At 73.7% G+C, this 15155-nt stretch carries 16 protein-coding genes; 12 read left to right on the top strand and 4 right to left on the bottom strand.

What is annotated here, in order from left to right; all coding sequences use genetic code 11:
- Positions 1-136 precede the first annotated feature (136 nt).
- Complete coding sequence (locus B4U46_RS03700; RefSeq protein ID WP_079424039.1) at positions 137-361, top strand: acyl-CoA carboxylase subunit epsilon; 225 nt, start codon at positions 137-139, stop codon at positions 359-361.
- A 5-nt stretch (positions 362-366) separates the two neighbouring features.
- Here the strand turns inward: B4U46_RS03700 and B4U46_RS03705 are convergent, their stop codons facing one another.
- On the bottom strand, positions 367-1998 hold the full coding sequence (locus tag B4U46_RS03705; RefSeq protein WP_079424041.1) for an FAD-dependent oxidoreductase: 1632 nt from the start codon (positions 1996-1998) through the stop codon (positions 367-369).
- A 294-nt stretch (positions 1999-2292) separates the two neighbouring features.
- Here B4U46_RS03705 and B4U46_RS03710 point away from each other — a divergent pair, with 294 nt between their 5' ends.
- The 11 genes from B4U46_RS03710 to B4U46_RS03760 all read left to right on the top strand — a co-directional run bounded on the left by B4U46_RS03710 (position 2293) and on the right by B4U46_RS03760 (position 12258).
- Positions 2293-3378: a SchA/CurD-like domain-containing protein gene (locus B4U46_RS03710; RefSeq protein ID WP_079424043.1), complete on the top strand. Its 1086-nt coding sequence runs from the start codon at positions 2293-2295 to the stop codon at positions 3376-3378.
- Positions 3379-3495: 117 nt separating this feature from the next.
- Positions 3496-3942 (top strand): cupin domain-containing protein, encoded by a 447-nt coding sequence (locus B4U46_RS03715; protein ID WP_079424045.1) that lies wholly within the window; start codon positions 3496-3498, stop codon positions 3940-3942.
- A complete protein-coding gene (locus tag B4U46_RS03720; protein WP_079424047.1) occupies positions 3939-5210 on the top strand; it encodes a beta-ketoacyl-[acyl-carrier-protein] synthase family protein in 1272 nt (423 codons plus the stop codon). Before B4U46_RS03715 ends, B4U46_RS03720 begins: the two co-directional genes overlap by 4 nt.
- Complete coding sequence (locus B4U46_RS03725; protein WP_185117339.1) at positions 5207-6445, top strand: beta-ketoacyl synthase N-terminal-like domain-containing protein; 1239 nt, start codon at positions 5207-5209, stop codon at positions 6443-6445. The genes B4U46_RS03720 and B4U46_RS03725 overlap by 4 nt, the downstream gene beginning before the upstream one ends.
- 83 nt (positions 6446-6528) lie before the next feature.
- Positions 6529-6783, top strand: a complete 255-nt coding sequence (locus B4U46_RS03730) for an acyl carrier protein (protein WP_079424051.1) — start codon at positions 6529-6531, stop codon at positions 6781-6783.
- Between the two features lies 1 nt (position 6784).
- Complete coding sequence (locus B4U46_RS03735) at positions 6785-7264, top strand: SRPBCC family protein (RefSeq protein WP_079424053.1); 480 nt, start codon at positions 6785-6787, stop codon at positions 7262-7264.
- A gap of 54 nt (positions 7265-7318) precedes the next feature.
- On the top strand, positions 7319-7651 hold the full coding sequence (locus B4U46_RS03740) for a TcmI family type II polyketide cyclase (RefSeq protein ID WP_079424055.1): 333 nt from the start codon (positions 7319-7321) through the stop codon (positions 7649-7651).
- Between the two features lie 351 nt (positions 7652-8002).
- Positions 8003-10066: an RICIN domain-containing protein gene (locus B4U46_RS03745; protein WP_237292599.1), complete on the top strand. Its 2064-nt coding sequence runs from the start codon at positions 8003-8005 to the stop codon at positions 10064-10066.
- Between the two features lie 85 nt (positions 10067-10151).
- Positions 10152-10802, top strand: a complete 651-nt coding sequence (locus B4U46_RS03750) for a hypothetical protein (RefSeq protein WP_079424057.1) — start codon at positions 10152-10154, stop codon at positions 10800-10802.
- A 97-nt stretch (positions 10803-10899) separates the two neighbouring features.
- Positions 10900-11409 carry a mycothiol transferase gene (locus tag B4U46_RS03755; RefSeq protein WP_079424059.1) on the top strand — a complete coding sequence of 170 codons (510 nt, stop codon included), beginning with the start codon at positions 10900-10902 and terminating at the stop codon, positions 11407-11409.
- A gap of 108 nt (positions 11410-11517) precedes the next feature.
- A complete protein-coding gene (locus B4U46_RS03760; RefSeq protein ID WP_079424061.1) occupies positions 11518-12258 on the top strand; it encodes an SDR family NAD(P)-dependent oxidoreductase in 741 nt (246 codons plus the stop codon).
- A gap of 10 nt (positions 12259-12268) precedes the next feature.
- On the opposite strand, the gene B4U46_RS40030 is transcribed toward B4U46_RS03760, so the two are convergent.
- Genes B4U46_RS40030 through B4U46_RS03775 form a run of 3 tightly spaced genes read right to left on the bottom strand, consistent with a single transcriptional unit; the run spans position 12269 to position 15002 of the window.
- Complete coding sequence (locus tag B4U46_RS40030; RefSeq protein ID WP_079424063.1) at positions 12269-13096, bottom strand: hypothetical protein; 828 nt, start codon at positions 13094-13096, stop codon at positions 12269-12271.
- Complete coding sequence (locus B4U46_RS03770) at positions 13093-13746, bottom strand: response regulator transcription factor (RefSeq protein WP_079424065.1); 654 nt, start codon at positions 13744-13746, stop codon at positions 13093-13095. The genes B4U46_RS40030 and B4U46_RS03770 overlap by 4 nt, the downstream gene beginning before the upstream one ends.
- Positions 13734-15002 carry a sensor histidine kinase gene (locus B4U46_RS03775; RefSeq protein ID WP_079424067.1) on the bottom strand — a complete coding sequence of 423 codons (1269 nt, stop codon included), beginning with the start codon at positions 15000-15002 and terminating at the stop codon, positions 13734-13736. Before B4U46_RS03775 ends, B4U46_RS03770 begins: the two co-directional genes overlap by 13 nt.
- Positions 15003-15155 lie beyond the last annotated feature (153 nt).

Raw genomic sequence — 15155 nt, forward strand, 5'->3', positions numbered from 1 at the left:
GCCCGGACGGCTGTGGACAACCGCCGTCCGGCGCGACACGCCCACGTTCGGCCCCGTAGCGTCGTCAGCGTCGGGCCCACAGGCCCGGCGGGCCCGGTCGGGCGAGGGGGAAACCTCCTGCTGAGAGGCCGTCACCATGCGAAGCGAAGACGCGATATCCAGCCTGCTCCGGGTCCACCGGGGCACCGCAGGCCCCGAGGAACTGGCCGCGATCACGGTCGTGGTCGCCTGCCTCGCGGGCCGGACCGGCCGGCGACCGGCCTCCCCGGCGCACGCCCCGGGGCACGCCACGGCGCACCGCCGCCCGCAGCCGCGGCCCGGGGGCCACGGCTGCTGGGCCGGGTGCTGGGCCTGCCGCTGAGCGGCCTAGGCGCGCCGCAGCACCCGGGTCAGCGCGTCCAGGAGCTCTCCGCGCGGATCCGCGCAGGCACCCTCCGCGCGCCAGGCGACGAACCCGTCCGGGCGGACGAGGACCGCTCCGTCGGCGGACAGTTCGTGGAGCTCCGCCCAGTCGGAACCGTCCGGCTGGACCAGGTCGGCGTCCGGGGCGGAGCCGACGGTGTAGGCGTCCAGGCGTGCGCCGAGCTCCCGCGCGACGTGGCCGGCGGCCTCCTTCCAGGGCGTGCCCGGGCTGCTGAGCAGCACGAAGGAGGTCTCGTACAGGTCGAGCAGGGAGACCCGCTGCCCGGCCCTCGTCAGCCACATGTGCGGGGCGCGGGTGCCGACGTCGCCCTTGAGGCGCATGGTCTCGGGGATGATCGGCCGGTCCGGGTCGCCGCCGACGACGGCGCCCTCGGGGTAGCAGTAGCCCATGGCGGTGGTGAGCACCCCGCTGCCCGGGCCGCCGCCCATGGTGGGCGGCGGCACGTACCCGGGGTGGCTGTGTTCGGCCGAGCGGGCGGAGGCACGTTCGCTGGTGGCCCGGGCGACGGGGAGCCGCTCGTCCTCGTAGGTGTGCAGCAGGCCGGGTCCGGCGGAGCCGTTCAGCACGGCGGCGATCTTCCAGGCCAGGTTGTGCGCGTCCTGGATGCCGGTGTTGGAGCCGAAGGCGCCGGTCGGGGACATCTCGTGCGCGGCGTCGCCGACGACGAAGACCCGGCCGACGGAGTACTGCTGCGCGACGCGCTCGGCGGCGTGCCAGGGGGCCTTGCCGCCGATCTCCACGTCCAGGTCCGGCACGCCGATGGCATTGCGGATCTGGGCGATGCAGCGCTCCTCGGTGAAGTCCTCCAGCGTCTCGCCGGTCTCCGGGTGCCAGGGGGCGTGGAAGACCCACTGGGTCTCGTTGTCCACCGGCAGGAGCGCGCCGTCGGCGCCCGGGCGCATCAGGTAGCAGACGATGAAGCGCAGGTCGCCCAGGAGGCCTGCGAGCCGCTCGGAGCGGAAGACGATGCTGACGTTGTGGAACAGCTCGCCGCTGCCGGCCTGCCGGATGCCCAGGGCCTCGCGGACGGGGCTGCGCGGCCCGTCGGCGGCGATCAGGTAGTCGGCGCGGACGGTGATGTGCTCGCCGGTTTCCCGGTTCTTCACCAGGGCGCTGACGCCCTCGGCGTCCTGGTCGAAGCTCATCAGCTCGGTGGAGAAGCGTACGTCGGCGCCCTGGGCGCGGCTCTGCGCGGCCAGGACCGGCTCGATGTTGTTCTGGCTGCACAGGCACCAGCCGGTGGGGCTGAACCGGGCGAGCGCCCCGGTGGGGTCGACGGCCTTGATGAGCCACTTGTGCTCGCCGCCGATCAGCGCCTGGGTCTGCAGAATGCCCTGGTTGGCCTCCAGGGCGGAGGCCTCCTTGCGGATGGCGGGTTCGACCCCGGCCGTCCGGAACAGCTCCATCGTTCGGGCGTTGATCCCGCGTCCGCGCGGGTGGACGGAGGTTCCGGCGTGCTTCTCGACCACCATGTGCCTGATGCCGTGGCGGCTCAGGAACAGCGAGGTGGAGAGGCCCACGAGGGAACCGCCCACGACGAGGACCGGTACGCGGACATCGGCATGCTCTTCCATCGGCTGCGGGCTCCTGTTTCGTGTGGGGGAAGTGCAAGGGGCAGTCGACGGCTTATGCCCCCGATCAGCCTTCTTGCCCGGGCGAGTCGCGTCTTGTCACCCGCTTGATCCGGAGATGTCGCGATCCGTACCCGGGCGGATGACGATGAGCGACAGCGGCGGCCCCTCCCGTCCGGACCGTCCGCGTCCGGTGACCGCGGGCCACGGGGCCCCGTGCGGCCGGGCAGTTGCCGCCGAATGACGCAGGGGAGCGCGTGCGCGCCGGCGTCCGTGCCCCCACGAAGGAGTGAGCAGATGACAACCACCCTGTCCGAACGGGTGTCGCAGTCCGCGTTCGACGGCTCGATGCTCCGGGTCGTCCTGCTGATGGACCTCCACGAGGGCGCCCAGCAGCGGTTCTTCGAGGCCTACGAGCGGCTGCGGCACGACATCGCCTCGGTGCCCGGGCATCTGGGCGACCAGCTCTGCCAGTCCTTCGAGAACCCCTCGCAGTGGCTGATCACCAGCGAGTGGGAGAGCGCGCCGCAGTACCTCGCCTGGGTCAACAGCGAGGAGCACGCCGAGCAGGTCAAGCCACTGGGCGCCTGCGCCCGCTCGATGCGCCCGCTGAAGTTCACGGTGCTGCGCGAGACCGGCCGGCGCTACGACGCCCCGCAGGCGGGGTTCGGCGGCCGGCTGCAGGAGGCGCCGCGGCTCGGTGAGGGCATCGTCCGGCACGCGCTGACCTTCACGGTCAAGCCGGGCAGCGAGGAGAAGGTCGCCGAGCTGCTGTCCTCGTACTCCTCCCCGGCCGCCCGTGTCGACGACCACACCCGGCTGCTGCGGACCTCCCTGTTCATGCACGGCAACCGGGTGGTGCGGGCCGTGGAGGTGAAGGGCGACCTCACGGCCGCGCTGCGGCACGTCGCGGAGCAGCCCGAGGTGCGGGCCGTGGAACAGGCCATCAACCCGTACCTGGAGCAGGACCGGGACCTGACCGACCCGGAGTCCGCCCGGATGTTCTTCATGCGCGCGGGCCTGCCGGCCGTCCACCACGTCGCCGCGCACGGCCCGCAGCCCGACCGGATCACCCGGCACGCGCTGTTCTACCCGGCCAAGCCGGGCTGCGGCCCGCTCGTGGCCCGGTTCCTCGCCCGCCAGGACGAGGAGGCCGCGAAGATCCCCACCAGTCCCGTGCTGAGCAGCAGCATCTTCCAGCGGGACGACGTCGTGGTCCGCCTGCTCGACGTCAGCGGGCCGGCCGACGGACGCTTCGCGGGCGGCTTCGGACTGGACGGCCCGCGCGGCGCGGCGGTGCTGGACCGGATGCTGGCCGGCGCTCCGCACGCCCCGTACCCCATGGACCTGATCACCGACCGCCGGGCTCCGGCGCAGTCCTGAACCGGCCGGGCGGCGGCACCCCGCGCGGGTGCTCGCCCCGGCGCCGTGCACCACCCCCACCCCCACCCCCACCGGCAGCCCGTGAGAGGGCTCCGGTCCGCCAGGAGGAAGTCCGCTGTGACCAAACATCACCCGCGCATCGTCGACCTCAGCGAGACCCAGCCCAACCGCAGGCGCGGAGGTGACCTGCGCGCCGTCCTCACCCCGACCTCGGTGGGCTCGACCAGCGGTTTCATGGGGCTGGCGGTGATGGCCCCGGGCGAGTCGATCGCGGAGCACTACCATCCGTACTCCGAGGAGTTCGTGTACGTGGTCGCCGGCACGCTCGAGGTCGACCTCGACGGGGAGACCCACCCGCTGCGCACGGACCAGGGGCTGCTGGTCCCGCTGAACATGCGCCACCGGTTCCGCAACGTCGGCGGCACCGAGGCACGGATGGTCTTCCACCTCGGTCCCCTCGCCCCCGATCCGAAGCTCGGGCACGTGGACACGGAGGAGGCCCCGAACCCGGACGCCACCGCCTGGGCGGAGCGCCCTCCGGAGCGGACGGGGGCCGTCTCGTGACCGGCCGGCGGGTGGCCGTCACGGGGGTGGGGGTGGTGGCCCCCGGCGGCATCGGCGCCCCCGCCTTCTGGGACCTGCTGTCCAACGGCCGTACGGCGACCAGGGGCATCACCCTCTTCGACCCGGACGGGTTCCGCTCCCGGATAGCCGCCGAGGTCGACTTCGACCCTTCCGAGCACGGTTTCACCGAGGACGAGGCGGCGCGGGCGGACCGGTACATCCAGTTCGCCCTGGTCGCGGCCCGCGAGGCGGTGGCCGACTCCGGCCTGGAGCTGGACGGCGAGAGCGCCTGGCGCACCGGCGTGTCCCTGGGCACGGCGGTCGGCGGCACCACCCGGCTGGAGCACGACTACGTGGACGTGAGCCAGCGGGGCGCGTGGTGGGACGTGGACCACCGCCTCTCCTCCCCCTTCCTGCACCGGGCCTTCACCCCCGCCACCCTCGCCTCGGCGGTGGCGGAGCAGACCGGGGCGCGCGGTCCCGTGCAGACCGTGTCCACCGGCTGCACCTCCGGGCTCGACGCCGTCGGGTACGCGGTGCACTCCATCCAGGAGGGCCGGATGGACGTCTGCATCGCGGGTGCCTCCGACTCCCCCGTCTCCCCCATCACCGTGGCCTGCTTCGACGCCATCAAGGCGACCTCGGCGAACAACGAGGACCCGGCGCACGCCTCGCGGCCCTTCGACGCCGACCGGGACGGTTTCGTCCTCGGCGAGGGCGGGGCCGTGCTGGTCCTGGAGGAGCTGGAGCGGGCGCGGGCCCGCGGCGCGCGGATCTACTGCGAGATCGGCGGCTACGCCACCTTCGGCAACGCCCACCACATGACCGGGCTGACCGCCGAGGGCCTGGAGATGGCCCGGGCGATCGAGACGGCGCTGGCCCAGGCCCGGGTCGACGCCCGGGAGATCGACTACGTCAACGCGCACGGCTCCGGCACCAAGCAGAACGACCGCCACGAGACGGCGGCCGTGAAGCGGGTGCTCGGGGACCACGCCTACAAGACGCCGATGACCTCCATCAAGTCCATGGTGGGGCACTCGCTCGGCGCCATCGGGGCGATCGAACTCGCGGCCTGCGTCCTGGCGATGACCCATCACGTGGTGCCGCCGACCGCGAACTACGAGACCCCCGACCCGGAATGCGACCTGGACTACGTGCCGCGCACCGCGCGCAGGCACACCCTGCGCAACGTGCTGTCGGTGGGGAGCGGCTTCGGCGGCTTCCAGTCCGCCGTGGTCCTGACCCAGCCCAAGGAGGTACGCGCGTGAAGAGCCGTACTGCCGGTCCCGTGGCGGCCGTCACCGGTATCGGGGTGGTCGCGCCGAACGGGATCGGCGCGGAGGCCTTCTGGAAGGCCACCCAGGCCGGGGCCAGCGTCCTGGACCGGGTGACCCGGCAGGGCTGCGAGCACCTTCCGGTGCGGGTGGCGGGCGAGGTGCGGGGTTTCGACCCGGGCTCGCTGGTGGAGGAGCGGTTCCTGGTCCAGACGGACCGCTTCAGCCACTACGCGCTGGCCGCGGCCGACCTCGCGCTGGAGCACGCCCGGCTGGGCCGGGCCGACTACGAGGACGACCCGTACGCGGTGGGCGTGGTGACGGCGGCCGGCTCGGGCGGCGGCGAGTTCGGGCAGCGCGAGCTGCAGCGGCTGTGGGGGCAGGGCCCCCGCTACGTCGGCCCGTACCAGTCGATCGCCTGGTTCTACGCGGCCAGCACCGGCCAGATCTCCATCCGGCGGGGGTTCAAGGGCCCGTGCGGGGTGGTGGCGAGCGACGAGGCGGGTGGGCTGGACGCCTTCGCGCACGCCGTACGGGCCATCCGGCAGGGCAGCCGGGCGATGCTCGTCGGCGCGACGGAGGCCCCTCTCGCCCCCTACTCGGTGGTCTGCCAGGTGGGGTACGAGGGGCTGAGCACCGCGGACGACCCGGAGCGCGCCTACCGCCCCTTCACGGCGAAGGCCTGCGGGTTCGTCCCGGCCGAGGGCGGTGCGATGTTCACCGTCGAGGAGGCGGCGACGGCCGCGCGGCGGGGGGCGCCCGTCCGGGCCCTGGTGGCCGGGCACTGCGCCACCTTCACCCCGCCGGGCCGCCCGGGCGACTCCGAAGGGCTGGCGCATGCCGTCCGCGGTGCGCTGCGGGAGGCGGGCTGCGCTCCGGAGGAGGTGGACGTGGTCTTCGCGGACGCCCTGGGCACGCCCGAGGCGGACGCGGCCGAGGCCGCGGCGCTGCGGTCGGCGCTGGGGGCCCACGGGTCGAAGGTGCCGGTGACGGCGCCCAAGTCCGGTACCGGGCGGGCGTACTGCGCGGCCGGGACCCTGGACGCGGCCGCCGCGGTCCTGGCGCTGGAGCACGGCGTCGTGCCGCCCACGCCGAACGTCTTCGACGTCTGCCACGACCTCGACGTGGTCACCGGCAGCGCCCGCGTCGCCCCCCTGCGGACCGCGCTCGTCCTGAGCCGCGGCCGGATGGGGTCCAACGCGGCACTCGTCCTGCGCAAGGGGCCTTGAGTCCGGCGCGCAGTGATCCGTACCCGGTTCCTCAGGGCCGCGCGGGCGACCGGCCGGCGCGGAAGCAGGAGAGAGAAGGCACGATGTCCGACCGACTGACCATGGAAGAGCTGGCGACCCTGATGAAGGGCGCCGGCATCACCGTCGACCCCGCCGAGCTGACGAGCCGTCCGGACTCGCGGTTCGACGACTACGGCCTGGATTCGCTGGGCCTGCTCGGGATCGTGGGCGAGCTGGAGAACCGGCGCGGCCGGGCGCTTCCCGCGGACGCCGACCGCTGCAAGAGCCCGCGCGAGTTCGTCGACCTCGTCAACAACAGCCTCATGACAGGAGCCTGAGATGCCCGGTCACACCGACAACGAGATCACCGTCAAGGCGCCCGTGGACGTCGTCTGGGACGTCACGAACGACCTGCCGAACTGGCCCGAGCTGTTCAGCGAGTACGCCTCCGTCGAGATCCTGGAGCAGGCGGGGAACACCACCCGGTTCCGCCTGGCCATGCACCCCGACGAGAACGGGGTGGTGTGGAGCTGGGTCTCGGAGCGGACGGTGGACCGCGCGGGGCTCACGGTGAAGGCGCGCCGGGTGGAGACCGGCCCGTTCGCGCACATGAACATCCACTGGGAGTACGGCGAGGTGCCGGGCGGGACCCGGATGCGGTGGGTGCAGGACTTCGCGATGAAGCCGGACGCGCCGATCGACGACGCGGGGATGACCGACCGCATCAACAAGAACTCCAAGATCCAGATGGAGCTGATCCGGGACAAGATCGAGCGGGCGCACCGGGCGAAGGCCAAGTCGCCGGCGGGCCGGCCCTGATCCCCCCTCCCCCGCGTCGTCCCCCTCCCCGCCCCACCCGAAAGGCGACCCTCGATGCACCAAGCCCTCATCGTGGCCCGGATGGCGCCCGGTTCCGCGCCCGACATCGCCCGCCTGTTCGCCGCCTCGGACGCCGGCGAGCTGCCGCACCTGGTCGGCGTCCGGCGGCGCAGCCTCTTCCAGTTCGGGGAGGTGTACATGCACCTGGTCGAGTGCGACAGCGATCCCGGTCCGGCCATCGCGAAGGTCGTCGGGCACCCGGAGTTCCGTGACCTGAGCGACCGGCTCCAGGCGTACGTCAGCCCGCACGACCCGGAGACCTGGCGGAGCCCCAAGGACGCGATGGCCCACCGCTTCTACCTCTGGGAGCGGGACGCCGCCCGGTAGTCCGTACGGGTGCCCAAGCCTGCGCCGCTCCGCCGGGCGGCCTGGGCACCCACGGCCTGTGACGGGAGGAATTCGGCAGGTAGTTTTTGAATGAATACCTGACTGAATTGCCGTCAACAAGGTTCCACCTGTTATCTCGATTTTATAACGACCTCCCTTTATTGGCCTGGACCTTTTCCGCGCGACGCGCGTAACTCCCCTATTTTCAAAGCGACTTGACAGTTCATCAAATCCGGCCCGAAGGTAACGGATAGATTTCCCGGGCCCGGCTCCCGTTTGTCCGAATTCTCCACGGCGCTCGTCTGGCACGCTTCTGCGCACCCACTCCCCTGACCAGGACTTGAGGTGCGCATGACAGCACGACCCAAGGGCCGGCGCCGCCGGACCGACCAACGCCGCACACCGCGGAAGCTGATACTCCTGACCGCCGCGGCGGCGTCGGCGGCGCTGCTCGCGGGCGGTCTCGCCTACTCCCGCCTCGCCCCCGACGCCGGGGCGAGCACCCCCGCACTGGCCGGAGCCCCGGCCGCCGCCGCGGAGCCGGCCGCCGCACCGGCCCGCGACCAGGACCCGGCCCCGCTCGCGCAGAAGCCCGCGAACGAGGACGCCAAGGGCATGGTCTACGACGGCCTCGACACCGCCCCCAAGGGCGACCGCTGCGCCGGCGTCTACCGCACCCAGTCCGGCCTGTGCACCCACGGCCCCGACGCCCCGCCCAAGGGCGTCGACGTCAAGGCCGATGTCCCGCCCGTGGTCAACTCCAAGGCCGCGGCGGCCGATCCGGCCGCCCCCGCCTCCGCCGACCCGGCCGCCACGGACGGCGGCGGGCGTCCTCAGGACGCGCCCGCCGCCGACGCCCGCAGCCTCGCGCCGAGCGCCAAGGCCCCGGCCGCGCCGTCCGGCGGCCAGGCGGTCGCCACCGGCCCGGCCGGACAGACCGTCCAGTGCGACGGCGACGGCAGCACCGGCAACCGCATCCAGGTCGTCTACGCGCACGGCCCCGGCCGCGACCGCTACGCCGAGTACGCGGCCTCGTTCCGCAAGTGGGCCGTGGACGCCGACATGATCTACGCGGCCAGCGCCAAGGAGACCGGCGGCATCCGCCACATCCGCTACGTGACGGCCGCCGACTGCACCCCGTCGGTACTGGACATCGAGCTCCCGGACTCCGCGCTCGCGGAGTTCAGCGCCACCAACAACGCGCTGGCCGGCAAGGGGCTGAACCGTCGCGACCGCAAGTACATGATCTTCGCGGACACCCAGGTCTACTGCGGCATCGGCACCTTCAACGGCGACGAGCGCCACGGCCAGGACAACCTCAGCAACTTCGGCCCCTCCTACGGCCGTACCGACTCCGGCTGCTGGGGCGGCCACACCGCCGCGCACGAACTCGGCCACAACCTGGGCGCGGTCAACAACAGCGCGCCCAACACCAGCCGGGGCGCGCACTGCACGGACGAGTACGACGTCATGTGCTACTCGGACACGCCGTACTACCCGCAGATGCGCTACGTCTGCAACAACCAGGCGAAGGAGAACATCCTCGACTGCAACCACGACGACTACTTCCACACCAGCCCGCAGCCCGGCAGCTACCTGGCCACGCACTGGAACATCGCCGACAACCAGTTCCTGATGCGCACGGAGGGCGGGGACGGCACCGACCCGAACCCGGGGCCCTCCCCGAAGCCCACGCCTTCGCCCACCAAGAAGCCCTCGGGCGGACCGGTGGTGACGGCCGGACAGATCCAGCCGGACTCCGTGGTCCTGAGCTGGCCCCAGGTCGAGGGGGCCGCCTGGTACCAGGTCCTGCTCGACGACAGGCACCTGACGTGGGTCCAGTCCACCTCCCTGCGCGTCTACAACCTCCGCCCCGGCACCGCGTACACGGCGGCCGTCTCGGTCCGCGACACCTCGGGCCGTGACAGCGGCCCCGGCAAGGCCACGTCCTTCCGCACGGCCGACTCCGGCGGCGGCGCCACGACCACCCCGGGCACCCGCTACGTGCTCGGCAACGGCAGCAGCGGCATGGCCGCCGAACTGTGGGGCGGCCGCACCGCCGACGGGACGGTCCTGGTCGGCGGCCGGTCCAACGGCTACGCGCAGCAGCAGTGGTACTTCGACGACGCCGGCAGCGGCCTCGTGCGGATCCGCTCGGCGGTCTCCGGCAAGTGCCTGCAGCCCGGCGGTGCCCCGGCCGCGGGGATGTGGATCGCGCAGCAGCCCTGCGCGGCCGGCTCGGCCGCGCAGCGGTGGAAGCTCTCCTCGCGCGACGGCGCGGTGACCGTCTCCGACCCGAGCGGCGGGTTCGCCCTCGCGGTGAGCAACCGGCCCTATTACGGGGACTGGCTGCTCGAACTCCAGCGCGCGGACGGCCGTCCGGCGCAGGTCTGGACGGCCCGCAAGGCCGCCTGACCCCGACGACCGGCGGGCGGCCCTACTCCCCTAGGGCCGCCCGCCTTCCGTACCCCCTCCCGCACTCCACCTCATCTGGAGCACCGTGAGCACTCCGAGCACCGCCCCGGCCCGTATCCGGCACGCCGCCCTGCCAACCCTGACCGCGCACGCCCTCACCGCCCTGGCCCTGACCGCCGTCGCCGTCGTCGTCACGGCCGGGCCCGCCGAGGCCCACGGCGACACCCTGAACGTGGTGATCACCGGGGAGCGGGCCGGGCACGTCACCGCCGACGTCACCTGGGAGAACGACGGGGACGCCGTCGAGGAGGCCGTGGCCGCCACCGTGAACGCCGTCAGCGCCGACGGCAGCCGAACCGAGGGCCCCTGGAAGCTGGTGCGCGATCCCGGCCGTGCGGCGGGCTGGACCACGGCCGAGACGCTTCCGGCCGGCACCTGGACGGTCACCGTGGAGGCGGGCTTCCCCTCCCTGGGCCGCGCCCGCAAGGAGATCGGCGTCCCGGTGACCGACCCGGCGCCCGCCCCCGCCTCCTCCGCACCCGCCTCCCCCACGGCCCCGCCTCCGGTGGTCGCGGCGGGCCCGCCCGCCCCCTCCGCCCCGCCCGCCTCCACGGCTTCGGCGGATCCGGCGCCGGGCGGCGTCTCCACCGGCTGGTGGACCACCGCCGGCGTGGCCGGGATCGCCCTGCTGGGCGCGGCGGCCGGGATCCTCCTGCGCCGCGCCCGCCGCCGCTGACGGAGTGTCGCCCCGCCCGGCAGGGCGGGGCCTTGCATGGTGGTTCCGGCAGCGGATCGCCACGGACACCGCTACGGACTACGGCTGGGGACGGCACATGAAGGCCACGGAGGTACTCGCGGACGGCTTCGGGCGGATCCGGGAGGTGGTCCACGAGACGGTGGGCGGGCTCACGGCCGAGCAGCTCAACGCCCGCCCCGACCCGGAGGCGAACTCGATCGCCTGGCTCGTGTGGCACCTGACCCGGATCCAGGACGACCACGTGGCCGGCGCCGCGGGGCAGGACCAGCTCTGGCGGTCCGCCGGCTGGGCCGACCGCTTCGCCCTGCCGCTGCCCGTCGCCGACCACGGCTACGGGCACACGGCGAAGCAGGCCGGGAGCGTCCGCGTCGACTCGGCCGAACTGCTGCTGGACTACTACGACGCCGTGCACGGGGCCTCCCTGCGCTTCGTCCGCGCTCTGGCCGCCGCCGACCTGGAGCGGATCGTCGACGAACGCTGGGACCCTCCGGTCACCCTCGGGGTCCGCCTCGTGAGCGTCCTGGCCGACGACCTCCAGCACGCGGGCCAGGCGGCCTACGTACGGGGGCTGCTGGAGCGACGCTGAGCCAGGGGCCCCGGCATGCTCCGTATTACGGAAAACACTTTCCGCGATGCGATAGGTTGTGGCTCCGGTGCGGCCCCGCACCGCTGACCCGCAGCTGGAGGAGAGAAGATGAGCGAGAGTCGCGTCGCCCTGGTCACCGGTTCTTCCTCGGGGATCGGAGCCGCCGTCGCCGAGCGGCTGGCCGCCGAGGGGATACGTGTGGTCGTCAACTCCGCGCGCAGCGCGGAAGCCGGCAAGGAGCTCGCCGCGCGGCTCCCGGACGCCGTGTACGTACAGGGGGACGTCTCCGACGCCGAGGACGCGCGGCGGATCGTGCGGACCGCGATCGAGGCCTACGGCCGGCTGGACATCCTCGTCAACAACGCGGGCGTGACCCGCTTCATCCCGCTCGGCGACCTGGAGGCCGCCGACGCGGCGGCGTGGCGGGAGATCTTCGACGTCAACGTGATCGGGGCCTGGCAGATGATCACCGCGGCCGTCCCGCACCTGCGCGAGTCCGGTGCGGGCTGCGTCGTCAACATCTCCTCGGTGTCCGCGACCCGGGCCCTGGGGAGTTCGGTCCCCTACGCCGTGAGCAAGGCCGCCGTCAACCACATGACCCGGCTGCTCGCCTCGCAGCTGGGCCCGTCGGTCCGCGTCAACGCCGTGGCACCCGGGCTGATCGACACCCCCTGGTACGAGGGCGCCGAGGAGGTCTGGGAGAGCTCCCGCGAGTGGATCACCGAGAACACCCCGCTGCGCCGGGTGGGCACGCCCCGGGACGTGGCGGAGGCGACGCTGTACCTGGTGGACGCCGCCTACACGACGGGGGACGTGCTCACGGTCGACGGCGGGCGGCACATCGTCTGACCGGCGCGGATCAGGGTGACGCGGCGCGGGAGACCGCGCTCGCGTGGCCGGCCTCCGCGTCCAGGTCCAGGGTGCGGCCGGCCGAGGGGTCGCGCAGGGCGTCCTCGGTCTCGCAACGGCCCGCGCCCGCCCGGCAGGTGACGCGGTAGCGGGTGGCCGTCGGGAGGGTGATCTCCAGACGGCCCGCGCCGACGTGGCCGGCGACCCGGTCCGGCGGGGCCGCGAAGGCGAGCTTCGCGTGACCGGAGTCGGCGCGGACGTCGGCCTGGGCGACGGCCAGCCCGGAGGCGTCCAGGGTGCCCGAGCCGACCCGGGCCCGCAGGGGGCCGCGCAGAGCGGCGAGGACCAGGGCGCCCGATCCCATGTCGGCGTCGACGGTGCCGGCGAGGCCGCTGACGGTGACCCGGCCGGAGCCGCCGGAGACCCTGACCGGCATCCCGGCGGGCACGGTCACCGCGAGACGGACCGAGCACCCGGTGCCGCTGGTGATCCCGAAGTCGCCCTCGGGGCAGCGCGGGGTCAGCTTCAGGGTGTCGCCGAGCCAGCTCTCCTCGACGGCCGGCTTGCGCCAGGACCAGGTCATGTCGGCCCGGTAGCCGACCGCCCCGTCCCCGCGCGGGGTGATCGTCACGTCCGACTCGCCGCCGACGACCTCCAGCGCGCCCACGGTCCGCCCGGCACTGCCGCCGGTCACCGTGGCGCTCTGCGCGCCGACGTCCGCCCGTACCTGCCAGCCGGCCGCCGCCACCACGAGGACGGCGCTCAGCGCCGCGGCCGTGTACCAGGCCAGGCGCGGTCCGCTCCCGGCGCCGGCGGCCGGGCCGTTGGGGCCGCTCACGAGGCACCGTCCAGGAACCGCAGGACGGCGAGGACCCGCCGGTGGGCCTCCGCGGCCGGGGGCAGGTCGAGCTTGGCGAAGATGTTGTTGATGTGCTTGGCCACAGCGCTCTCGCTCACCACGAGCCCGTCCGCGATCCCCGCGTTGGAGCGGCCCTCGGCCATCAGGGCCAGGACCTCGCGCTCGCGCGGGGTGAGCCGCTCCAGGGGGTCCGGTCCGCCGCGCCTGAGCAGCAGCTGGGCCACGACCTGCGGGTCGAGGGCGGTGCCGCCGGCCGCGACGCGGCGCAGGGCGTCGATGAACTCCTCGACGTCGGCGACGCGCTGCTTGAGCAGATAGCCGATGCCCGCGCCGCTCCGGGAGGACAGCAGGTCGGCCGCGTAGCGCTCCTCCACGAACTGGGAGAGCAGCAGCACGGCCGTGCCCGGGCTCTGACTGCGGATCATCAGGGCGGCCCGGACGCCCTCGTCGGTGAATCCGGGCGGCATCCGGACGTCGACGAGGGCGAGGTCGGGCCGGTGCTCCTCGACGGCGGCGAGCAGTCCCTCGGCGTCGCCGGTCTCGGCGGCCACCTCGAATCCGGCCATTTCCAGGACTTTGACAAGACCTATGCGCAGGAGGACGGAGTCCTCGGCGATCACAGCCCGCACGGCAGCTCCACGGTGACGACGGTCGGGCCCCCTTCGGGGCTGTTGATCAGAATGGTTCCGTCGACCGACCCTACGCGTTTGCGCAGGCCGGTCAGGCCGGTGCCGCCGGCCGGGTCCGCGCCGCCCACCCCGTCGTCGGTGACGACGACGCGCAGCAGGTCGCCTCGACGGCCGCCCGGGACCCGGGCGACGGTGACCGAACAGCGGCGGGCGCGGGCGTGCTTGGCGACGTTGGCAAGGGCCTCGGAGACGACGAAGTAGGCGACGGCCTCGATGGTGGGGCCGGGACGTTCGGCGAGGTCCACGGTGAGTTCGACGGGCAGCGGGGCGCGGGCGGCGATCCCGGAGAGCGCGGCGTCGAGGCCGCGGTCCTCCAGGACGGCCGGGTGCAGGCCCCGTACGAGGTTGCTGAGTTCCTCGATGGCCTCCTTCGCCTCGCGGTGGGCCTCGTCGATGACGGCCTTGGCCTCGGGCGGGAGTCCGGGGAGGGTGGCACGGGCGATGCCGAGGTTCATGGCGAGCGAGACGAGGCGCTGTTGCGCGCCGTCGTGGAGGTCGCGTTCGATGCGGCGGCGTTCGATGTCGGCTGCGTCGAGCACTCCGGCACGGCTCTCGGCGAGGTCCTCGACGCGCCGCTGGAGCTCGCGGGCCCGGTTGGGGCCGAGGAGGGAGGCGGCGGCGAGGGCGTCGAGCCGGGTCAGGAGCGCGGCCATCCAGGGTGCGGCGAGCAGCACGAGGACGCCGCCGGCGGTGAGGAGGTCGTACTGGCGGGTCCAGCCGAAGTCGGGGAGTTCGCCGTCGGAGGGGAGCATCCAGACCCAGGCGTACGCGGAGGCCGCGGCCAGGCCGCCGGCCCAGGTGAGCACGAGCGCGGCGGCGCCGAGGGCGGCGAGCGGGCTGACGGCGAGGTGGTAGGCGTACTGGCGCCGGGTGGCTTCGGAGCGCAGCCGTTCGGCCAGTCCGCGTACGGTCCGCCAGGGGTGGGTGTGGACGACGGGCGGCACGTCGAGTCCGAGCAGGACCCGGAAGCGGCTGCGCTGGAGCCCGGTCAGCAGCGGGCAGAGCAGAAGGGCGAGCAGGAGCGGGAGGCCGCTGCGGGCGGGGGTCGCGGTCAGCAGGAGGAATCCGGTGGCGACCGGCAGCGCGGGCGGGATCGCCGCGACGCTGAAAGCCGTGTTGCGCCAGGCCCAGGCCGACCACGGGGTGTGCCCCGCGATCCAGGTGTACGAGCGCTTCAGCGCGCTCCAAGTTGCCATACCCGTACGGTAATCGCACAGGTCAGGGTGGCCGCCACCACCCTGGTGCCCGGTGGGGGGTGTAGCTGGTGCCACCCCCGGTTCGGACGGTGGGGCTAGTGATCGTGAGGGCGCGGGCGGACACAGTGGTGGTGTGCCCGGCGGACGGACCGC

This window comes from Streptomyces katrae, from assembly GCF_002028425.1.
In the GTDB taxonomy this organism is placed as follows: Bacteria; Actinomycetota; Actinomycetes; order Streptomycetales; family Streptomycetaceae; genus Streptomyces; species Streptomyces katrae_A.